At 65.8% G+C, this 19511-nt stretch carries 20 protein-coding genes; 11 read left to right on the plus strand and 9 right to left on the minus strand.

Annotated features, from left to right (window positions below):
* Nucleotides 1-36 precede the first annotated feature (36 nt).
* Nucleotides 37-1206, plus strand: a complete 1170-nt coding sequence (locus tag ACNSTU_RS07390) for an iron-containing alcohol dehydrogenase (protein WP_290630790.1) — start codon at nt 37-39, stop codon at nt 1204-1206.
* Nucleotides 1207-1215: 9 nt separating this feature from the next.
* Here the strand turns inward: ACNSTU_RS07390 and ACNSTU_RS07395 are convergent, their stop codons facing one another.
* Nucleotides 1216-2100: an AraC family transcriptional regulator gene (locus tag ACNSTU_RS07395; protein WP_290630788.1), complete on the minus strand. Its 885-nt coding sequence runs from the start codon at nt 2098-2100 to the stop codon at nt 1216-1218.
* A 173-nt stretch (nt 2101-2273) separates the two neighbouring features.
* Between ACNSTU_RS07395 and ACNSTU_RS07400 the strand changes: the two genes are divergently transcribed.
* The 5 genes from ACNSTU_RS07400 to ACNSTU_RS07420 all read left to right on the plus strand — a co-directional run bounded on the left by ACNSTU_RS07400 (nt 2274) and on the right by ACNSTU_RS07420 (nt 9694).
* Nucleotides 2274-3800: a CoA-acylating methylmalonate-semialdehyde dehydrogenase gene (locus tag ACNSTU_RS07400; RefSeq protein ID WP_290636775.1), complete on the plus strand. Its 1527-nt coding sequence runs from the start codon at nt 2274-2276 to the stop codon at nt 3798-3800.
* A 255-nt stretch (nt 3801-4055) separates the two neighbouring features.
* Nucleotides 4056-5336, plus strand: a complete 1281-nt coding sequence (gene dctP / locus ACNSTU_RS07405) for a TRAP transporter substrate-binding protein DctP (protein WP_290630784.1) — start codon at nt 4056-4058, stop codon at nt 5334-5336.
* An 83-nt stretch (nt 5337-5419) separates the two neighbouring features.
* Nucleotides 5420-5947 (plus strand): TRAP transporter small permease subunit, encoded by a 528-nt coding sequence (locus ACNSTU_RS07410; protein WP_290630782.1) that lies wholly within the window; start codon nt 5420-5422, stop codon nt 5945-5947.
* Complete coding sequence (locus ACNSTU_RS07415; protein ID WP_290630780.1) at nt 5947-7275, plus strand: TRAP transporter large permease; 1329 nt, start codon at nt 5947-5949, stop codon at nt 7273-7275. The genes ACNSTU_RS07410 and ACNSTU_RS07415 overlap by 1 nt, the downstream gene beginning before the upstream one ends.
* A gap of 4 nt (nt 7276-7279) precedes the next feature.
* The gene (locus ACNSTU_RS07420) at nt 7280-9694 is read left to right on the plus strand and encodes a hypothetical protein (RefSeq protein ID WP_418212222.1); all 2415 of its coding nucleotides are present in this window, start codon (nt 7280-7282) and stop codon (nt 9692-9694) included.
* A 49-nt stretch (nt 9695-9743) separates the two neighbouring features.
* On the opposite strand, the gene ACNSTU_RS07425 is transcribed toward ACNSTU_RS07420, so the two are convergent.
* Entirely contained in the window at nt 9744-10247 is a 504-nt protein-coding gene (locus ACNSTU_RS07425; RefSeq protein WP_290630776.1) for a hypothetical protein, read from the minus strand.
* A gap of 146 nt (nt 10248-10393) precedes the next feature.
* Between ACNSTU_RS07425 and ACNSTU_RS07430 the strand changes: the two genes are divergently transcribed.
* A complete protein-coding gene (locus ACNSTU_RS07430; protein WP_290630774.1) occupies nt 10394-11317 on the plus strand; it encodes a DMT family transporter in 924 nt (307 codons plus the stop codon).
* Between the two features lie 102 nt (nt 11318-11419).
* Here ACNSTU_RS07430 and rplS read toward each other — a convergent pair whose 3' ends face one another.
* From rplS to ACNSTU_RS07455, 5 genes are all read right to left on the minus strand, one after another.
* Complete coding sequence (gene rplS / locus ACNSTU_RS07435) at nt 11420-11773, minus strand: 50S ribosomal protein L19 (RefSeq protein ID WP_091646321.1); 354 nt, start codon at nt 11771-11773, stop codon at nt 11420-11422.
* 20 nt (nt 11774-11793) lie between these two features.
* Nucleotides 11794-12555, minus strand: a complete 762-nt coding sequence (gene trmD, locus ACNSTU_RS07440) for a tRNA (guanosine(37)-N1)-methyltransferase TrmD (RefSeq protein WP_290637062.1) — start codon at nt 12553-12555, stop codon at nt 11794-11796.
* 21 nt (nt 12556-12576) lie between these two features.
* Nucleotides 12577-13092 carry a ribosome maturation factor RimM gene (rimM, locus tag ACNSTU_RS07445; protein WP_290637063.1) on the minus strand — a complete coding sequence of 172 codons (516 nt, stop codon included), beginning with the start codon at nt 13090-13092 and terminating at the stop codon, nt 12577-12579.
* 29 nt (nt 13093-13121) lie between these two features.
* The gene (gene rpsP, locus ACNSTU_RS07450) at nt 13122-13388 is read right to left on the minus strand and encodes a 30S ribosomal protein S16 (protein WP_091646316.1); all 267 of its coding nucleotides are present in this window, start codon (nt 13386-13388) and stop codon (nt 13122-13124) included.
* Between the two features lie 124 nt (nt 13389-13512).
* Nucleotides 13513-14535: a M20/M25/M40 family metallo-hydrolase gene (locus ACNSTU_RS07455; RefSeq protein ID WP_418212223.1), complete on the minus strand. Its 1023-nt coding sequence runs from the start codon at nt 14533-14535 to the stop codon at nt 13513-13515.
* A 97-nt stretch (nt 14536-14632) separates the two neighbouring features.
* Between ACNSTU_RS07455 and nthA the strand changes: the two genes are divergently transcribed.
* From nthA to ACNSTU_RS07470, 3 genes are read left to right on the plus strand one after another with little or no spacing between them, the layout of a single operon-like run.
* Nucleotides 14633-15268, plus strand: coding sequence for a nitrile hydratase subunit alpha (gene nthA / locus ACNSTU_RS07460; protein WP_290630763.1), 636 nt, complete (start codon nt 14633-14635; stop codon nt 15266-15268).
* Nucleotides 15265-15915 carry a nitrile hydratase subunit beta gene (nthB, locus tag ACNSTU_RS07465; protein ID WP_290630761.1) on the plus strand — a complete coding sequence of 217 codons (651 nt, stop codon included), beginning with the start codon at nt 15265-15267 and terminating at the stop codon, nt 15913-15915. Before nthA ends, nthB begins: the two co-directional genes overlap by 4 nt.
* Nucleotides 15905-16267, plus strand: coding sequence for a nitrile hydratase accessory protein (locus ACNSTU_RS07470; protein ID WP_290630756.1), 363 nt, complete (start codon nt 15905-15907; stop codon nt 16265-16267). The genes nthB and ACNSTU_RS07470 overlap by 11 nt, the downstream gene beginning before the upstream one ends.
* A 192-nt stretch (nt 16268-16459) precedes the next feature.
* Here the strand turns inward: ACNSTU_RS07470 and ACNSTU_RS07475 are convergent, their stop codons facing one another.
* Nucleotides 16460-18088, minus strand: coding sequence for a long-chain fatty acid--CoA ligase (locus tag ACNSTU_RS07475; protein WP_290630754.1), 1629 nt, complete (start codon nt 18086-18088; stop codon nt 16460-16462).
* A gap of 115 nt (nt 18089-18203) precedes the next feature.
* Between ACNSTU_RS07475 and ACNSTU_RS07480 the strand changes: the two genes are divergently transcribed.
* The gene (locus ACNSTU_RS07480) at nt 18204-18758 is read left to right on the plus strand and encodes a PaaI family thioesterase (RefSeq protein ID WP_290630752.1); all 555 of its coding nucleotides are present in this window, start codon (nt 18204-18206) and stop codon (nt 18756-18758) included.
* An 18-nt stretch (nt 18759-18776) separates the two neighbouring features.
* Here the strand turns inward: ACNSTU_RS07480 and ACNSTU_RS07485 are convergent, their stop codons facing one another.
* Nucleotides 18777-19430 carry an HAD-IA family hydrolase gene (locus ACNSTU_RS07485; protein WP_290630750.1) on the minus strand — a complete coding sequence of 218 codons (654 nt, stop codon included), beginning with the start codon at nt 19428-19430 and terminating at the stop codon, nt 18777-18779.
* Nucleotides 19431-19511: the final 81 nt, after the last annotated feature.

Below are 19511 nucleotides of genomic sequence, written 5' to 3' on the forward strand. Positions count from 1 at the left end.
TCCCGGTACACCATACGAATACGGGAGGAGAACCCCATGGCCGCAAACATCGTCCTGCCACGCCAGATGCGCGTGGGCGCCGGAGCCAGCCAGGAGCTCGCCGCAGTGCTGCAGCAGCTCGGCGTCAACCACCCGTTCATCGTAACCGACCAGGACATGGTGAAGTTCGGCTACCTGGAGAAGGTGACCCGGGTGCTGGACGAAGCGGGAATCCAGTACGCCGTGTTCGCAGACACCGTCCCGGACCCCACGGTGGCGTCCGTGAACCAGGGCGTTGACGCCCTCAAGCAGCGGGATCACGACGGCGTGGTGGCCCTGGGCGGCGGCAGCCCCATGGACAGCGCCAAGGCCATCGCCCATCTGGCCCTGCACGGGGGCCGCATGCGCGATTACAAGGCGCCGGTGATGAGCGACACCCAGGGGCTGCCCCTGGTGGCCATTCCCACCACCGCCGGAACGGGCTCCGAGGCGACGCGGTTTACCGTGATCACCGACGAAGAGACCGACGAGAAGATGCTCTGCCCGGGCGCCGCGTTCTGCCCCATCGCCGCACTGGTGGACTACGAGCTCACCCTGACCATGCCGCGCCGGCTCACCGCCGACACCGGGGTGGACACGCTCACCCACGCTCTGGAGGCCTACGTCAGCGCCAAGCGCAACCCGTTCGCCGACGGCATGGCGCAGATGACCATGACTGCGGTCGCGAAGCACCTGCGCACCGCCTGCAACCAGCCGGACAACCGCGAGGCGCGAGAGGCCATGATGCTGGCCGCCCTGCACGGTGGCATGGCCTTCTCCAACGCCTCGGTGTGCATGGTGCACGGCATGAGCCGGCCCATTGGCGCCTTCTTTCACGTCCCGCATGGCCTCTCCAATGCCATGCTGCTGCCCGCGGTCACGGCGTTCTCCATCGAGGCCGCGCCGGACCGCTACGCCAACGCGGCCCGGTTCATGGACGTTGCCACCACGGACGACAGCGACGAGGCGGCCTGTCAGAAGCTGCTGCAGGAGCTGCGCCAGCTCAACACGGACCTGGACGTGCCCTCGCCCAGGGACTACGGCATCGACGAGGCGCGCTACTTCGAGGTGCTGCCGACCATGGCGGAGCAGGCGCTGGCGTCGGGCTCACCGGGCAACAACCCGCGCGTGCCCACGGCAGACGAGATCGTCGAGGTCTATAAACAGGCGTGGGACGGGCGCGGCTGAAGCGCCGCCTCACCCGTGCCTGGACTCACGGTAGCGGGACGGCGACAGCCCCATGACCTTGCGGAACAGCCGCGAGAAATAGTAGGCGTCGTCGTACCCGAGGCTTTCGGCGATATCACCGACCGTCTTGTCGGTGATATCCAGCAGGTAACAGGCCCGCTCCATCTTGAGGTGGAGAAAATGCTGGTACGGAGAATTCCCGGTCTGCGCCTTGTAGCGCCGGCAGAACCCGTGGCGGGACATCCCCGCCACCTCGGCCAGGGTCGCCAGATCCAGGTGACTGTGGAGTTTCTCGTGCATCACCGCATGGATGCTCTCCAGGTCGAATCCGTCATCGGAGCTGCGCCGCAGATGGGTGGAGATCAGCAGCCCGAACATGCCGAGCATCTGCCGCAGGTGGTTGGCGGCATGAATGAAGAACCCCTCCCGGAAACCGGTGTTGCGCACCTCCAGCAGCGTCTCGAAGTCCTCGATCACCTTGGGCGCCGAGCCGATATGGCGCACGGGCCGATCCGGGAGAAAGTTCATGTGCTCCCAGAAACCGTCCACGTCGGCGCCATCGAAATGCACCCAGTACAGCGTCCACGGCTCGCGGCTCGACGAGGCGTAAGCGTGCAGCAGGTTTCGGGGCAACATCATCAGATCGCCCCGCGCCACCGGGTACTGCCGCCGGTTGACCCGCAGCATGCCGCGCCCCCCGGCACAATAAAGCAGCAGGTGATCCGCATGACTCTGCCGCTCCACGCGATGCCCGAGGGCGTCGGGATAATAGCCCATGGCGCGGGGATACAGCCCCTGTGTCAGCGCATGACGCTGCAGGCGCTGCAGCAGAAACCGGGGGACGAGAAAGCGCACGCCCTCCGGCGGAAGGGGCCAGTCAGACGGACCGGTCATTCGACATCTATCACGTCAATCATCAGACAAGATCGTCCAGCACGGCGTCGATTTCGTCAATCCTATTCGCACCTGCAACGTGTTACCTATACAGACGTTCCATCGACCGGTCACGGCCTGGAGCAAAGCGTACCACGACGTCAACAAGCTCCATCGGCCCAGGAGGAGAGATCATGTCCCAGGTAAGAAGCACTTCCGAATCCACGCAGCAGATCGGGCATTACATCGACGGCAAGCCCGTCGACAAGCCGTCCGATCGTTCACTTGATGTCACCAACCCCGCGACCGGCGAACTCACCGCCCGGGTCGCCCTGGCCGACGCGGCCACCACCCGCGAGGCCATTCAGTCCGCCAAGGCCGCGCTGCCGAAATGGTCGGCAGTCACGCCGCTCAACCGCGCCCGGGTGATGTTCCGCTTCAAGGCGCTGGTGGAAGAGCATTTCGAGACCATCGCGCAGATGATCACCGCCGAGCACGGCAAGGTGATCGAAGACGCCCGCGGCGAGCTGACCCGCGGCCTCGAGATCGTCGAGTTCGCCTGTGGCGCTCCGCACCTGCTCAAGGGCGAACACTCACTCAACGTGGGTGGCAGCGTCGACAGCTACAGCATGATGCAGCCGGTGGGTGTGTGCGCCGGCATCACGCCGTTCAACTTCCCGGCCATGGTGCCCATGTGGATGTTCCCGATGGCGCTGGTGTGCGGCAACACCTTCGTGCTCAAGCCCTCGGAGAAGGACCCGTCGGTCCCCATGTACCTGGCGCAGCTGCTCAAGGAAGCCGGCCTGCCCGACGGCGCACTGAACGTGATCAACGGCGACAAGGAATCGGTGGACACCCTGCTCACCGACCCGGACGTGTCCGCGGTGAGCTTCGTGGGCTCCACGCCCATCGCCGAGTACATCTACTCCACCGGCTGTGCCCACGGCAAGCGCGTGCAGGCGCTCGGTGGCGCCAAGAACCACATGGCCATCATGCCGGATGCCGACATGGACCAGGCCGTGGAAGCGCTGCTGGGCGCGGCTTACGGCTCCGCCGGCGAGCGCTGCATGGCCATTTCCGTGGCCGTGGCGGTGGGCGACGAGGTGGCCGACGCGCTGGTGGAGCGCCTGAAGCCGCGCGTGGAGAACCTGCGCGTGGGCAACGGCCTCGAAGAGACCGGCCTGGAGATGGGCCCACTGGTCACCAAAGAGCACATGGACAAAGTCAACGGCTACGTCGATCTGGGCGAGAAGGAAGGCGCCAGCGTAGTCGTCGACGGCCGCAAACGTGAGTTCCCGGGCAATAACGGCTACTTCACGGGCGGCACGCTGTTCGACCACGTGAAGCCGGACATGCGCATCTACAAGGAAGAGATCTTCGGTCCGGTGCTGTGTGTGGTGCGCGTGCCCGACTACGACACCGCCGTGGATCTCATCAACAAACACGAGTTCGGCAACGGTACGGCCATCTTCACCCGTGATGGCGACGCCGCCCGGCAGTTCAGCACGGACATCCAGGTGGGCATGGTCGGCGTCAACGTGCCGATCCCTGTGCCCATGGCATTCCACAGCTTCGGCGGCTGGAAGCGTTCCCTGTTCGGCCCGCTGCACATGCACGGACCGGACGGCGTGCGCTTCTACACCAAGATGAAGACGATCACCCAGCGCTGGCCCAAGGGCGTGCGTGCGGACTCGGCCTTCGTCATGCCGACCATGGAATGAACCGTGTTCCGGCGGGCGCCCGCGGCGCCCGTCGGCCTGCCCGGTGGAGTACACCCGGGTCGAAATCGTCCATGTGGAACCGAGATTGTGAATCCCAATACTTGGTTCCGGGTGGTAACTCTGTTACTACACACGTTGGCGCAAGGGAGGGAAATAACCAGAAGAATCGGTAGTTTCTGAGGCAATACTAATTGGAATCAATCTAATGCATGCGCTGGCATGCGGCCTCGACTCAAAAGAATCGGAGGAGAAATCATGATGATTCGTCATCTCTCGGCAAAGCACGGGGCAACCGCTCTGTCCGTTGCGGCGGCCGGCACGCTCGCTGCGGCGACCTATTTCGGTTCCTCGACCATCAATACCGCCCACGCGGAGCTGGAGCGCCCTGACTCCCCCACTGAACTGATCTTCGAGACGGCCTGGCCCAGCGCCATCACGCTCTGGCGCCCGGACAGGTACTACGTCAACCTGGTCAACACCCTCGCCTACGAACACGTGGACATTGCCTACTACGACGGCGGCACCTTCTCGTCGTCCACGGACATGTTCGACGACGTCCAGGCAGGCTCCATCGACATGGGCTCCGACTGGCCGAGCTACTGGGAAGGCCGCAACACGGCGTTCTCGCTGGTCACCTCGGTGCCGATGATCTTCAGCCCGAACGACTACATGAACTGGTTCTGGCAGCACGGCGGCTACGAGCTCTCCAACGAGATCTACGGCCAGTACGGCATCAAGTGGTTCCCGCACAACGTGGCCACCCCGGAAGCCGGCCAACGCACCAACGTGCCCATCAGGAGCCCGGAGGACTACGAGGGCCTGCGTCTCCGCCAGTGCGGCCGCAACCAGTCGCGCATCCTCGAGGACATGGGCGCTTCGGCGGTGTTCACCCCGGGTGGTGAGGTGTACGCGGCTCTGGACCGTGGCGTGCTTGATGGCGCCGAGTTCTCCGTCCCCGAGGTGGACTGGAACATGGGCCTGCAGGAAGTCACCGACTACGTTGTCGGACCAGGCTGGCACCAGCCGGGCCCGGTCTCCGGCGTGATGGTCAACCAGTCGTCCTACGATCAGCTGGATGACTTCACCAAGTTCGTCATGAAGCAGGCGGCCATGACGACCATGATGTGGTCGTACACTTACTTCGAGGAAACGGCCGGTGAGTACACCGAGAAGTTCGTGGAGTCCGGGATGGAAATCACCCGGCTCGAGGACGAGGTGCTGGACCGGGTGCTGGAGCTCACCGAGGAACGCCTGATCGAGGATGCCCAGGACAACCCGGATCACGCCAAACTGGCCGTCTCCATGTACGACTACCTGGTGACCATGGCCGACTGGCGCGAGTATCAGCAGCCGTTCATGCACGGCTTCACCTGGGACACCCTGGAAGAGACCCACGAGCGGCTGGTGGAGATCGCCGAAGAGCACGGCGTGTACGAGGAGACCATGGAGGTCGTTCGCGATGCCAAGGAGCGCAACAGCGACCAGGCCTTCTGGCAGCCGGGCGACACGTACGAGAACCACCCGGTGCGCGACTGATCTGGCCGTGCTGCAATTCCTAGCGTAACTGTCCGTGCGCCGGCCCCGGCCGGCGCACGGACGCTTATTTGCCGGAGGCAACAGTGAACGCCCTGATCGCCTTTTTGAGGTTCATTGACCGGATCAACTACTACCTGGGGAAATACCTGGTCAGCTGGATTCTGTTCGTGCTGATGGGGATCGCCCTGTTCGAGGTGGTCACCCGGCGGATCATCGGCACGCCCCACGCCTGGACCCAGGAAATCCTGGTCTACCTGTTCTGCGCGCATTTCATTCTCGCCCTCGGCTACACGCTCTACTACCGGGAGCACGTGGTGGTGGACGCATTCACCGCGTTTCTTCCGAAGCGTGTCCAGGTGGCGCTGGAGACCATCGTCTACATCGTGTTTGTCGGTGCATTCGTGTACGTGATGATTCCCACGGCCTACGACTTCGCGGCCCGCTCGTGGGCGTCGGGCGAGCGCGCACCCACATCATTCAACTCACCCGTCTACCCGGCGAAGACCGTCATCCCCATCGGGATCATTCTGCTGGGCATTCAGCTGCTCGGGCTGGTCAGCAAGAATGTGCTGTTCCTCACCCGCGGCGAGACGCTTGAGGACAAGAACTAATGGAAGCGGAAATCGTCGTCCTACTCATGTTCCTCGGGGTGCTGATCGGCATCCTGCTCGGCGGGCCCATCGCCTTTGTCCTGGCCGGGCTGGCGATCATATTCGGCTACTGGGAACTGGGCGAACGCGTCTTCCCCATGTTCGCCAACCGCATGTGGAGCACCGCCACCAACTCGCTGTTGATGGCGATACCGATGTTCATCTTCATGGCATCGATACTGGAGCGCTCGGGGATCGCCGACAAGCTGTTCCAGTCGCTGCTCTACGCCTTCGGCCGCCTCAACGGCGCCATCGCGTTGACGGTGGTGCTGCTCTCCACCGTGTTCGCCGCGGTCACCGGCGTCATGGGCGCGACCGTGGTGAGCATGTCGCTGATGGCCATTCCGGCCATGCTCAAGTACGGCTACGACAAGCGCCTGGCCACGGGCACCGTGGCTGCCGGCGGCACCATTGGCATCATCATTCCGCCGAGCATCATGCTGGTGATCATGGCCGACCAGTCCGGTGAGTCCGTGGGGCGGCTGTTCGCCGCCGGGCTGCTGCCGGGGCTGCTGCTCGCCGGCCTGTATTTCTTCTACATCCTGATCCGCTGCTGGTTCCAGCCGGCCATGGGGCCGGCACTGCCGAAGGAAGAGCTGGACCGCTACTCCGGCCTGCAGATCACCGGCATGATCCTGCTCAACATGGTGCCGCCGATCCTGCTGATCTTCGGCGTGCTGGGCTCCATCTGGTTCGGTTTCGCCACCCCCACCGAGGCCTCCGCCATCGGTGCATTCCTCGCGCTGGTGCTGATGGCGCTCTACGGGCGTTTCAATCTGAAGGCAGTCGGCGAGGCGACCTGGAGCACCACGCGCACGAGCTGCATGGTGCTGGCGGTGATTGTCGGCGCGACGCTGTTTACTCAGGTGTTCTTCGCCGTGGGCGGCCGCGACGTGGTCACGGACCTGGTGCTGATTCTGGACGATCAGCTCGGTCGCTGGGGCACCTTTGCGATGATGATGCTGGTGGTATTCATCCTCGGCTTCCTCATCGACTGGATCGGCATCATCCTGATCGTGTTCCCGATCTTCCTGCCTCTGGGCACGCTGCTCGGGTTCAACGAGCTGTGGCTGATCATGATGATCGCGGTCAACCTGCAGGCGTCGTTCCTCACGCCGCCAGTGGGGTACGCCCTGTTCTACCTGAAGGGCACGGTACCCAGGGGTGTGCACATGTTCGACATCTACCGGGGCGTCGTCCCGTTCCTGCTGCTGCAGCTGGTGGCCATCGTGATCCTGGCGTTCTTCCCGGAGATCATTACCTGGCTGCCGCAGTTCGTCGCCCGATAACCCCATGACGGCGACGCAGACGACGCAGACGACGCCGTCGGTGGCGGAGCGCCCCGCGAGCAGGGTTGCCACCCTGCTCGCGGGGGTGTTCCTCATCTCGCTGGCCTTTCTCGGCCTGCAGATCACACTCACCCGGGTGCTTTCGGTCGCCCTCTCCCATCACTACGTGTTCGCCGTGGTGTCACTGGCGCTCCTGGGGCTCGGGGTGGGCGGGGTCGTGGTCCACCTCCTGCACCGGCGCTGGGTGGGGACGCGCACGGCGCCTGCACTTCTGGCACTGTTCGGCGCCGCGTCCGCCGTGGTGATCGCCATCGCCATCGGCCTGGTGCTCGCCCTGGCACAGCGGTCCAGCATGCACGAATACGGGCTCGCCTTCTTTGCGGTCATTTTCCTGCCGTTTCTGGCCGCCGGCCTGTTCTTCGCCGAGCTCTACCGCCGCCACGCCGCCATGAGCGGACCGCTCTACGGTGCCGACCTGGTCGGTGCCGCCGCCGGTGCAGTGGTGGCGGTGATCGCGCTGAATATCTGGGGCGGCATCGGCGGCAGTTTCGCGCTGGCAGCCCTGGCGGCGGGCGGCAGTCTATTGCTGGCGCGGGCCGCGGAAGGCGGCCGGGCGCTGGCGCTCACCGCCTCCGGGCTGGCCCTGATCGCGACCCTGGGGCTCACGCTGCTGCAGGCAACCGGCACGCTCGGCACGGATCTGCCCGTGGGCAACAACCCGGAGAAGGAGATCCACGACGCCATTCACGGCCCTCGCGAGGGAGCCGTGACCGACACCCGCTGGAGCGCCTTCGGTCGCACGGACCTCATCACCTACGCCCGCACCGACCACCACCGCGACCTGTACATCGACGGCACGGCAGGCACGCCCATGTACCGTTTTACGGGTGATCTGGCGAACCCGGGCGATGCCGTGGAAACGCTGGAGCAGGAGTTCCCCGGGCGCTTCCCCTTTCTGTTCATGGACGAGCAGCGGCGCGACAACGCGCTGATCATCGGCCCCGGTGGCGGCCGGGACGTGCTCCTGGCCGCGCGGGCCGGATTCGAGTCGATCACGGCGGTGGAGGTCAACCGGGAACTCCTGGGCATCGTCCGCGACCAGGGGGCCTACAACGGCGGTCTCTATACCGATTTCGACCATATCAACGTCCGCCACGGCGAAGGCCGACACTTCATCAAACGCAGCGATGATTCCTACGACCTCATCTTCATGAGCCTGCCGGTCACCAACACCAGCCGCAGCCGGGAGGGCTTCGCCCTGACGGAGAACTTCCTGCTGACGGAACAGGCGGTGGGCGAGTACCTGGATCACCTCAACGAAGGCGGCCAGCTCGTGGTGGTAACCCACGATGAGCTGGCCATTCTGCGACTGCTGCGGATCACCCTCGATGCCATGGCCGGCCGGGACATGGACACGCCCGAGGCGATGGAGCACATCTACATTCTCGGCTCGTTCCCCTACCCCGTGTTCGTGGTGGCGGACGAGCCGTTTTCGCCCTCCACGGCCCGGCGCATTCTCCGGCAGGCCGGCAACGTGGGTTTCTCCACGAACGCCAGTTTCGCGCCGCACGTGCGCCAGCAGGGGGCCATGAACCCGCTGTTGCAGGCCATGGCCCACGGGGGATTGTCGCTGGACGACGCCGTGGCACGGGTCGAGGAACAGGGTCACAACCTCTCGGCGGTAACGGACAATCGTCCCTTTTTCTACCACTTCGAACAGGAGCTGCCCGAGGCCATCCAGTGGCTGTTCTGGGCCGCGCTGGGAGCCGGTGCCCTGGTGCTGCTCCCACCCCTTGCCCGCGGGTTCCGCCACCCGACCGGCGGCAAGCGACGATTGCCGCGGCAGGTGCTGCTGTTCGCGGCAATCGGGCTGGGTTTCATGCTCGTCGAGGTGTCGCTGGTTCAGCGCCTGACCCTGTTCCTCGGCGATCCGGTGCTGTCGCTGGCGGTGCTTCTGTTCGCCCTGCTGGTATTCATGGGGCTGGGGAGCCTGGTATCCAGCCGGGTCGCGCCCACACGCTTCGGTGCCGCCCTAGCGGCGGCAGCAGCGGCCGTGGTGGTTGTCACGCTGGCATTCGCGTGGTGGTTGCCTGCGCTCCTCGACTGGCTGATGCCCCTGGGCCTCTCCGGCCGGATCGTCGCCAGCGCTGTGTTGATTGCGCCGCTCTCCTTCGCCCTGGGCTTTCCGTTCCCCATCGTGGTGCGCTCCCTGGATCTCCAGCGCCATGGCGACGCAGTACCCTGGATGTGGGCGATCAACGGGGTCTTCTCGGTGCTCGGCGCCGTGACCGCAGTGGTCATCGCCATGACAGTCGGTCTCAGCGAAGTGCTGCTGGCGGGGGCGGTCTGCTACGGGCTCGTGCTGCTGCTGACCCTGCACCCCGACGGCCGGCCACAGGCGTTCAGCATGCGGCGGTAACACCGGGATAGCACAGTGCACGCCATCCCGGCGCCGGCGACCATGCGCCTCAGTAGCCGCTCAGGTCCGGGTTCTGCTCCAGGGCTTCCACGGCCGCTTCGGCGAAGTAGGAGTACTGAATCGCATGCTGCGCAATACAGTAGTCGTGAGACGCACTGCCCGGCGACTGGCGCAGCACCTGGGTGCACAGTTGCGACAGGCGCTCGTGCAGTTCTTCGGCGCCACGGGCGCGGGTGTCGTCTTCAACCGCGTCGATGTGACCGCGGAACTCATCCGCCTTCCGTTCACCCTGCTCGCGCATGCACGCCGCGCGGTCGTCACCGGAGGCGTCTTCACACGCCGCTTCGAACCGCTCGCGCATGCTCGCCAGGTTATCCTCGAACGATTCGCGCTCCTCGGCCATGCAGTCGTCATGGTCCGGGGCGCCCTTGCCGGCACCCGCCATGGCGCAGGTCCCTTCCAGGTAGTCGCGGAGCTTCTCGCCGTCCTCCGCCGCAGCGGCCAGAGGCATGCAGGCCAGAGTGAACAGAATCAGGCCGAGAGTGCGTCTCATGGGCGTCTCTCCTCGTTTGTCGTTATGGGACCGATCTATGCGGCCAGGGGTTATAACGGTGTTTCCGGAACAGGCATGATAACCGATTCGAGGGGCGCCCGGCCCGCCATTCAGTACAACGCACCCAAGGGACTGACAGGCAGCCCATGAACCGCGCGATTCTCGAGCAGGCGCTGAAAGGCGCCCCGGTGGTGTTCCTGCTGATGTGGGCCAGCGGCTTCGTCTTCGCCGCCATGGCGCTGCCTCACACCGATCCAATGACGCTGCTGGCCTTACGCTACGCGCTGGTGGTGGCGGTGCTGCTGCCGCTGTACTTGCTGTTGCGCCCGGCGTTGCCGAAGACACCGCTTGAATGGCTGCATGTGGCGGTGGTCGGCCTGTGCATTCAGGTGTTCTTCTTCGGCGGCGTTTACATGGCGCTGGAGTACGGCCTGTCGGCGGGTGCCGTGGCGCTGATCGCCTCCCTCCACCCGATCGTGGTCGGCTTTCTGGCGGCGCCGCTGGTGGGGGAGCGGGTCAACCTGCAGGGCTGGATAGGCCTGATCCTGGGCCTTCTGGGCGCCGGCATCGTGATTACCTCCCGCATGGCGGTGGAGACGACCTCGCTGATCAGCGTCGGGTTTGCCGTGTGTTCGCTGCTGGCCATGACATCCGCGACTCTGTACGAGAAACGCTTCGGAGTCGCGCAGCATCCGGTGAGTGCCAACATCATTCAGTGCGGCATCGGCTTTCTGGTGCTGATGCCCATCGCCTGGGCGCTGGAGCCGCTGCGCGTGGACTGGACCGGCGAGTTCCTCATTGCGATCACCTATCTGGTGGTCGGCAACTCCCTGATAGCGGTCACGCTGCTCCTGGCAATGGTGCGCCTGGGTCTGGCATCGCGGGTCTCGGCGCTGTTCTTCCTGGTTCCGCCGGTGTCGGCCGTAATCGCCTGGCTGGTACTGGGTGAGGTGATGCCCCTTGCCGCCTGGGGCGGGATCCTGCTGGCGGCTGTGGGGGTGGCACTGATCAGCGAGCCCGGCCAGCAGGCACGGCGGGCGCTGACGGCGCGTCTTCGCACGGGGTCGTGACGGCTCTCTGGTCAATGCCGGGCACGCAAAAACCCGCCGGTGCAGATGCAGCCGGCGGGTTCTTCGAGGCGTTCCGATCCGAAGCGGCGTTTCGGGTGCCGCTCAGACCTTCTCGCGGATGCGGGCGGCCTTGCCGCTGAGCTCGCGCAGGTAGTACAGCTTGGCGCGGCGCACATCACCACGACGCTTGACCTTGATGCTCTCGATCAGCGGGCTGTAGGTCTGGAAGACACGCTCCACACCCGTGCCGTGAGAGGTCTTGCGCACGGTGAACGCAGAATCCAGGCCGCGGTTGCGCTTGGCAATGACCACGCCTTCGAAGGGCTGCAGCCGCTCGCGGTTGCCTTCCCGGACGCGCACCTGCACCAGCACGGTATCACCCGGGGCAAACTCAGGCACATCGCGGCCCAGCGCCTCGATCTGTTCCTTGTTGAGCTCGTCAATGATGTTGGTCATGCCGTTATCCTCTGCCGGTGTCAGACCGGCTTGTTCCGGTCGTCGGTTCGATATTCATCGATAAATTCCCGCAGCAGCCTGCGGCTGTCCGCGTCCAGTTCCTGCCCCGCCAGCAGGTCGGGCCGACGCAACCACGTCCGGCCCAGCGCCTGCTTCCGCCTCCAGCGGGCGATGGCCTGATGGTCTCCGCCGAGAAGAACCGGCGGCACGCCCTGGCCATCAATGTCTTCGGGTCGGGTGTAGTGCGGATAGTCCAGCACCCCCGCCGCAAACGAGTCCTCCGCCGCGGAGTCCTCGTGGCCCAGTGCACCGGGCAACAGCCGGCTCACCGCATCGATGACGGTCATGGCGGGCAACTCACCGCCACTTAGGACGAAATCTCCGATGGAGAGCTCCTCGTCCACTTCCGCTTCCAGCAACCGCTCGTCGACGCCTTCGTAACGGCTGCAGAGCAGAATGATCCGCTCCCGCGATGCCAGTTCCGCCACTTTCGCCTGATCCAGCCGGCGCCCCTGGGGGCTCAGGTGGATCACGCGGGCCGGCGCCTGGCCGTCCTGCCGCGCGCGACGGATGGTGGTGCGCAGCGGCTCCACTTTCATGACCATCCCCGGACCGCCGCCGTAGGATCGGTCATCAACGGTTCTGTGGCGATCCACGGCGTCGTCCCGCGGATCCCAGGTCACCAGCTGCAGCAGGCCACGATCGGCCGTGCGCCCGGTGACTCCGTACTGAGCAACCGCCTCGACCAGTTGCGGGAACAGCGTGATGACGTCAACGCGCATGTTCCCTCCGGCCACTGCCGCTCAGAAGTCGGAATCCCAGTCGACCTCGATCACGCCTGCTTCGAGATCGACCCGGTGAACGAATTGATCCAGAACCAGGGGGATCAGCCGTTCACGCTCTCCATGGACAACCAGCACGTCATTGGCCCCGGTCGCCATCATGTGCGACACGGTACCGAAGTCGACGCCCTCGCGGTTGTAAACCCGCAGGCCCTGGAGGTCGAACCAGTAATACTCGCCTTCCTGCAGCGGCGGCAGTTCCGCACGGGGCAGCGCGATGTTACAGCCCATCAGGGCGCGCGCCTGATCCCGGTCGTCACACCCTTCCAGGCGTGCCACCACCGCTTTGCCCTGGCGGCGCCCGTCCTCAACCTTGAGACGGCGCCACTCCCCATCGAAGGGAAGATGCCAATGACTGTACTGCAGGATGTTCTCGCGCGGATCGGTATAGGAATAAATCCGCACCCATCCACTCACGCCGAAAATCCCGGAGACCCGCCCCAGGACGATCAGCCGGGTGTCGTCGTCATCCGCCACGGCGACTCACCCCTTGACCAGGCAGCCGCTCAGGCGCTGACCTGCTGCTCCTTGCGGGCCTTCTTGATCAGCTGGTTCACGCGCTCGGACGGGCGTGCACCCTGCTCGATCCAGTGATCCACGCGCTCCAGGTTCAGGCGCAGCGGATTCTCGGCTTCCTGACCACGGGCCACGGGGTTGTAGAAGCCCAGACGCTCGATGAACCGACCATCCCGCGCCTCACGGCTGTCGGTGACAACCACGTAGTAGAAGGGGCTCTTCTTGGCGCCGCCACGTGCCAGACGAATGGTAACCATGTATTGACTATCCCTCAGAACTGTCCGGAATGCGGGAAACCCGCTGCTTCGGTGAATCGCGCATTGTACTGAATTTCATGCGCATGTGAAGGGGTGGCATTGGGTAACATGCGCTTTACCCGCGTTATTCCCCACCCGGGGTCGCGAGCGCCCCGACGACGCCGCGCAGGCCAATGGCCACGCGGGCGAGACGATCGTAATCCAGTCGCTCCGGCGTATCGCCCGGGCGATGGTATTGGGGATCCCGGAACGGCAGTGTATCGGTGACCAGAAACGCGGCATACCCGGCATCCCAGAACGGGCGGTGATCCGACCAGCCAATGCCCGGCACGGCGGCGGGCAGCGCCGCGCCTTCGGAGGGAATGGTGGCCTCACCGCGGAAGGCGCCAACGGCGCGCCGCACGAGATTGGCATCGCGCGTGCGGGAGACGAAGCCGATGAAGTTGCCATGGTCCGGGTAGAACCACCGGATCCAGTCGTAGGGATAGTGCTGGCTCCCGGACGCGTTGCTGTAGTACCCCAGCCCGTCCAGCGCCATCATGGCGGTAATCGCCTCACCCGCCTCGGCCGCGTCCCGCGCGTAGGCCTCGCTGCCCATGTCACTGGTCTGATGGAAGGGCTGCTCCTCATTGGCGAAGGCGATGAAGCGCAGCGTGCGCGGCTGCGGGTTCTCCCGGGCCCAGGCGGCCAGCGCCAGGAGCACGGCAACACCGGAGGCGTTGTCGTTGGCCCCGGGCGAGCCGGGCACCGTGTCGTAGTGGGCACCGACGATCACCACCTCGTCCGCGGAGCGCGTGCCCGGCACCTCGGCGACCACATTGACGGCGCGCTCCCCCATCCAGCGTCCGCCCTGCAGCACGTAGACATGCCGATCCGGGGCCACACCCATTGCACTGAGGCGCTGCTCCAGCCAGTCCACCGTCGCCGCCATGGAACCGTCCGTGCGCATGTTGCGCTCGCCGACCCCCTCCGCCAGCGAGCGCACATCCGCTTCCAGCGTCGTCGCCAGCGCGGACGTCTCGCCATCGGGGGGCGCCAGGGGCTCGGTGACACTCTTCCCCGGCATCCAGGTACTCCACAGCACGGCACCCACCGGCACCGCCACTGCCAGCACACCGACCACCGTCACTCGCAGCCAGCCCGTCACCTGCACCTCGCCTGTCTACCGCCGCTGAAACACTGTTATGGACACCACGCTCAGGCGCGTTATTGTCATGGTAATGACGGTAACCCGGGATCGCCCCATGAGCCACGACCACGACCATGATCACGACCACAGCCACGTACCGCCGGAGCCGGCACTGCGGGTCCAGGCGCTCGAGTCGCTGCTCACGCGCAAGGGCCTGGTGGACCCCGGCGCGCTCGAAGCCATCATCGAGACCTACTCCAACGATGTGGGGCCGCGCAACGGCGCACGCGTTGTGGCCCGCTCCTGGGTGGACCCCGAGTATCGCCAGTGGCTGCTGGATGACGCCACCGCCGCCATTGCCCACCTGGGCTACCAGGGGCGTCAGGGCGAGCACATGGTGGCGGTGGAGAATACCGACCGCGTTCACAACCTGGTGGTGTGCACGCTGTGCTCCTGCTACCCGTGGACCGTTCTCGGCATCCCGCCCACCTGGTACAAGTCGGAGGCCTACCGGGCGCGGGCGGTCCGTGAGCCCCGGGCGGTCCTGCGGGAGTTCGGCCTGGACCTGGATGACAGTGTCGATATTCGCCTCTGGGACAGCACCGCGGAGATCCGTTACCTGGTCATCCCGCAGCGCCCCGCCGGGACCGACGACTGGAACGAAGAAGCGCTGGCGGACCTGGTCACCCGTGACGCCATGGTCGGCGCCGGCCGCGCGCTGACGCCGGACACTGCAGGAGGTGACGCATGAACGGCGCACACGACCTGGGCGGCATGCACGGCTTCGGCGCCGTGCCGGACGTCCTCGACACCCACCCCCACCCGGACTGGTACAACCGCGCCATGGCGATGACCGTGGTCATGGCTGCCTGGGGGCGCTGGAACATCGACGCCAGCCGCAGGGCCCGGGAGGACATGCACCCGGCACGCTACCTGGGCTACGGCTACTACGAGCGCTGGGTCGACGCCCTGGAGCGGCTCATGGTGGAAACCGGCCTGGTCACCGAGGAGGAGCTGCGCACCGGCGAGCCCGCCGGAGAGTCGCTCACGCCGCCGGTGGATGCTGCCGGCGCCCGCGCCATGCTACGCCGCGGCGGCCCGACGGAGCGGGACATCGACACGCAGCCCCGGTTCCGGGTGGGCGACCGGGTGGTCACCACTAACGAGCATCCGCAGGGGCACACCCGGCTGCCCCGTTACGCCCGCGGTCACGAAGGCATCATCCTGCGCCACCACGGCGGCCACGTACTGCCCGACACCAACGCCCACTTCCAGGGCGAACACCCCGACCACCTCTACACGGTGCAGTTCCAGGCGCGGGATCTGTGGGGTTCCGAGGCGACTGAAGGCGATACCGTGATGCTCGACCTGTGGGAGACCTATCTCCATGCGCAGTGACGAACAGCCTCCGTTCGAAGCGCCCTGGCAGGCCCAGGCCTTCGCCATGACCGTCCACCTGAACGAGTGCGGCGTGTTCACCTGGAGTGAGTGGGCGGACGCCCTGGCCACGGAGCGCAAACGCTCCGCGGACGCCGGCATCGCGGACGCGCCGGACCAGTATTACCTGGACTGGCTGCGGGCACTGGAAGGCCTGCTCACCCGGAGGGGCGAAGCGGCGGCCGAGGACCTTACCGCCTTCCGCGAGGCCTGGGTCGCCGCCTATGAAACCACGCCCCATGGTCACCCCGTCCACCTGGAGAAGGGGTTCGAGGCGCTTGGTAAACCGGCACCGGAGGGGGCGCGACGGTAGGCCTCGTTGGGTTGGTGGACCTGAAGGTCCACCCTACGGCTACCACGGCAATGCGTCCCGCCAGACTGCGTCGGGGCGTAGGCGTAGGATAGATCTTCAGATCTACCATCGGGCGGACCGTGCATTGACGTCATGGACCGTTGCCTGGAAATCTCGATGGTGGACCTGAAGGTCCAACCTACGGTTACAACCCTACTCCGTTTTCGGGAGTTGCCCCGCCTCGTGCATCTGTCGCAGGGTCGCCTTGGAGAGTTTGCCCGTGGAGGTGTGCGGCAGTTCGTCCATGAAGATGTAATCGTCCGGGAGCTGCCAGCGGGCGAACCGCTCGGCCAGAAGATTGCGAATGGACTCGGGCGAGACGTCCTGCCCGGGCTTGCGGACCACGCACGCCAGCGGCCGTTCAGCCCACTTCGGGTGCGGCACCGCGATCACCGCCGCCTCGGCCACGCGCGGGTGCGCCATGATGGCGTTCTCCAGGTCCACCGAACTGATCCACTCGCCGCCGGACTTGATCAGATCCTTGGTGCGGTCGACGATTCGGATGTAGCCGTGGCGATCGATACTGGCCACATCCCCCGTGCGCAGCCAGCCGTCCGGCGTAAACTTGTCGGCCGCGTCCGGCGCCTGGTAGTAACTGCCGGTAATGAACGGGCCGTGCACCTGGATCTCGCCGGTGACCTCGCCATCCCAGGGTGGCTCGACGCCGTCGTCGCCCACGATGCGCAGGTCCACCAGGGGTTGCGGAAGCCCGGCAGTGGCGTAATAGGGAAAGCGCGCGTCGTCGTCCAGGTGCTGCAGCTCCGGTTTGATGGAGGCGACGCTGGCCAGGGGACTAGTCTCGGTCATGCCCCAGCCGTGGGTCACCTCCATGCCGTGCCGGGCGAAGGCGCGGATTGCCGACTCCGGCATCGCCGAGCCGCCCACCAGCATGCGCATGTGCGCGGGCAGTGCCCACCGCTCCGGCTGTTTATCCATGAGATCGGCCATGGGCAGCCAGATGGAAGGCACACCCAGTGAATAGGTGGGCCGGGTCTGCTCGAACAGGTCGAGCAGGTCCTCCGGGTGAAGGTGGGGGCCCGGGAAGATCATCTTCAGGCCCAGCATGACGCAGGCATAAGGCACGCCCCAGCTGTTGGCGTGGAACATGGGCGTCACCGGCAGCACGGCATCACCGGCGGTCAGCCCCCAGCTGTCGGGCAGACAGGCGGAGAGCGTGTGCAGCACGGCGGAGCGGTGGGAATAGACCACACCCTTGGGCCGCCCCGTGGTGCCGGAGGTGTAGCACATGGCCACCGGGTCGTTCTCGTCGTGCTCCGGGTACTGGAAGCCCGTCGGCGCGCCGGCCAGGAACTGCTCGTAGTCCGTGAACGCGTCGTCCACGGCCATGCCGCTGAACGGGAACACGATGACCCGCTCAAGGCTCACCTGATCACGCACCTGTTCGAGGAGCGGCAGGAGGACATCGTCGACGATCAGGAACCTGTCTTCGGCGTGATTCATGATCCAGGCAAGCTCATCCGCCCCCAGGCGCAGATTCAGCGTGTGCATCACCCCGCCCGCGGCCGGGATGCCGAAATAGCACTCCAGATGCGCGTGGTGATTCCAGCACAGGGTCGCAACCCGGTCGCCGGGCTTGAGGCCGGCGGCCTGCAGGGCGCTCGCCAGAGCCAGGCTGCGCTGGTGGAATGCAGCGTAGGTGTGCGTCACGAGGGACTTGTCTGGGCGGCGGGTCACCAGCTCCGACTCGCCGTAGAGCCGGCCGGCCCGCTCCAGGAAGTGGTTCAATGACAGTGGGGCATCCTGCATGGTCGCCTGAATCATGGTGGTTTTCTCCTCGCGTGACTGTTCTTGTTGGCCGCCGAAGCTGCGCAATAACGCTGTTTCGTTGTAGGGTGCATGAGCCGAGACAACAATGCACCCGAGGCAGATCATAACCATGACGACGAACGATCACAGTGACCCGGCCGCCATTCGCGCGCGCTGGGAGGACGAAGCAGAAACGGTCCGCCGGCGCCTGCACCAGGCCAGCACCAACAGCCTCGCCACCATCGGCCAGTACTCCGGCCTGGAGTTCCTTCAGGCCATGTTCAGCGGCGAGCTGCCCCACCCGCCCATCGGCGAGACGCTGAACTTTCTGCCCATACTGGCCGAAGAGGGTCGGGTGGTCTTCCAGGGCACCCCACTGGCCGCCCACTACAACCCGATCAGTTCCGTTCACGGCGGCTGGGCGGCGACGCTGCTGGACTCCTGTGTGGGCTGCGCCGTCCAGTCCACGCTGCCCCGGGGCAAGGGCTACACGACGCTGGAGCTGAAAGTGAACTACGTCCGCGCGCTCACCCCGGAGACAGGGCCGGTGCGCGCCGAGGGCAAGGTGATCCATGTGGGCGGCCGGGTCGCCACCGCCGAAGGGCGGCTGACGGACCCGGCCGGCAAGCTCTACGCCCACGCCTCCACCACCTGCATGGTCATGGAGCTGCCACAGGGCGACTGAAGCAACCCCGGCCGTGCTTCACTGCCGGGGCAGCAGATCCAGCGCCAGCACCTCGCCCAGCTCCTGCAGGGCGTCGTGCGCGCGCACCACCTTGATGGTGGTCATGCCGAGCTGGCTGGCCGGCTTCAGGTTGACGCCCAGGTCGTCCAGGTAGACCACCTCCTCCGGGCGCACGCCGACCAGGTCGCAGGTGTGCTGGTAGATGCGTGGGTCGGGCTTGCGCAGCCCGAGCTTCGACGACTCCACCACGTGCTCGAATCGCTCCATGACGGACTCGATCTCCACCGCCCGTTCGGCGGTGGTCTGCATGCCGCGCCCCTCGCCGGCGCTGACGTTGTTGGTGATGCACGCCACCCGATACGTGTGGCGGACCCGCTCCAGCGCCGCCACCATTTCGGGTCGCAGTTCACCGGCCAGCAGCGCAATCACGTCCCGCCCCGGAACCGCATGTCCGGCGGCTCCGGATTCCTCGGCGAACGCCGCATCGAACGCATCCAGGCTCAGCTCACTGCGCTCGAAGCGCGCCCAGGCGTTTTGGTCCGGATTGGTGGCGTTGATCGTACGGAGAAAATCCCGGGGCAAACCGTGCCGCTCTTCGTACCGGCGGAAATTCTCGAAGGGGCTGGTGGTGAAGACACCGCCGAAATCCCAGAATACGGCCTTGATGGTCATGCCTGCCTTCTCGTCATGGTCGCTGAGGAAGCAGGCATTATTGGGGTGGTGACGCCCTGCTGCAACAGGCCACCACGCCGG

The sequence above is a fragment of the Aquisalimonas sp. APHAB1-3 genome (assembly GCF_048323695.1).
GTDB lineage: Bacteria > Pseudomonadota > Gammaproteobacteria > Nitrococcales > Aquisalimonadaceae > Aquisalimonas.

Excerpts from the sequence above, each read along its gene's own strand:
- rpsP (WP_091646316.1), bottom strand. The coding sequence starts at position 13,388 with ATGGTTACCATTCGTCTGGCACGTGGCGGCGCCAAGAAGAGCCCCTTC.
- trmD (WP_290637062.1), bottom strand. The coding sequence starts at position 12,555 with ATGCGCGTTGACGTCATCACGCTGTTCCCGCAACTGGTCGAGGCGGTT.
- ACNSTU_RS07430 (WP_290630774.1), top strand. The coding sequence starts at position 10,394 with ATGAACCGCGCGATTCTCGAGCAGGCGCTGAAAGGCGCCCCGGTGGTG.
- nthB (WP_290630761.1), top strand. The coding sequence starts at position 15,265 with ATGAACGGCGCACACGACCTGGGCGGCATGCACGGCTTCGGCGCCGTG.
- nthA (WP_290630763.1), top strand. The coding sequence starts at position 14,633 with ATGAGCCACGACCACGACCATGATCACGACCACAGCCACGTACCGCCG.
- ACNSTU_RS07390 (WP_290630790.1), top strand. The coding sequence starts at position 37 with ATGGCCGCAAACATCGTCCTGCCACGCCAGATGCGCGTGGGCGCCGGA.
- ACNSTU_RS07425 (WP_290630776.1), bottom strand. The coding sequence starts at position 10,247 with ATGAGACGCACTCTCGGCCTGATTCTGTTCACTCTGGCCTGCATGCCT.
- rplS (WP_091646321.1), bottom strand. The coding sequence starts at position 11,773 with ATGACCAACATCATTGACGAGCTCAACAAGGAACAGATCGAGGCGCTG.
- ACNSTU_RS07395 (WP_290630788.1), bottom strand. The coding sequence starts at position 2,100 with ATGACCGGTCCGTCTGACTGGCCCCTTCCGCCGGAGGGCGTGCGCTTT.
- ACNSTU_RS07480 (WP_290630752.1), top strand. The coding sequence starts at position 18,204 with ATGACGACGAACGATCACAGTGACCCGGCCGCCATTCGCGCGCGCTGG.
- ACNSTU_RS07415 (WP_290630780.1), top strand. The coding sequence starts at position 5,947 with ATGGAAGCGGAAATCGTCGTCCTACTCATGTTCCTCGGGGTGCTGATC.
- ACNSTU_RS07470 (WP_290630756.1), top strand. The coding sequence starts at position 15,905 with ATGCGCAGTGACGAACAGCCTCCGTTCGAAGCGCCCTGGCAGGCCCAG.
- ACNSTU_RS07400 (WP_290636775.1), top strand. The coding sequence starts at position 2,274 with ATGTCCCAGGTAAGAAGCACTTCCGAATCCACGCAGCAGATCGGGCAT.
- dctP (WP_290630784.1), top strand. The coding sequence starts at position 4,056 with ATGATGATTCGTCATCTCTCGGCAAAGCACGGGGCAACCGCTCTGTCC.
- ACNSTU_RS07475 (WP_290630754.1), bottom strand. The coding sequence starts at position 18,088 with ATGATTCAGGCGACCATGCAGGATGCCCCACTGTCATTGAACCACTTC.
- ACNSTU_RS07420 (WP_418212222.1), top strand. The coding sequence starts at position 7,280 with ATGACGGCGACGCAGACGACGCAGACGACGCCGTCGGTGGCGGAGCGC.
- ACNSTU_RS07485 (WP_290630750.1), bottom strand. The coding sequence starts at position 19,430 with ATGACCATCAAGGCCGTATTCTGGGATTTCGGCGGTGTCTTCACCACC.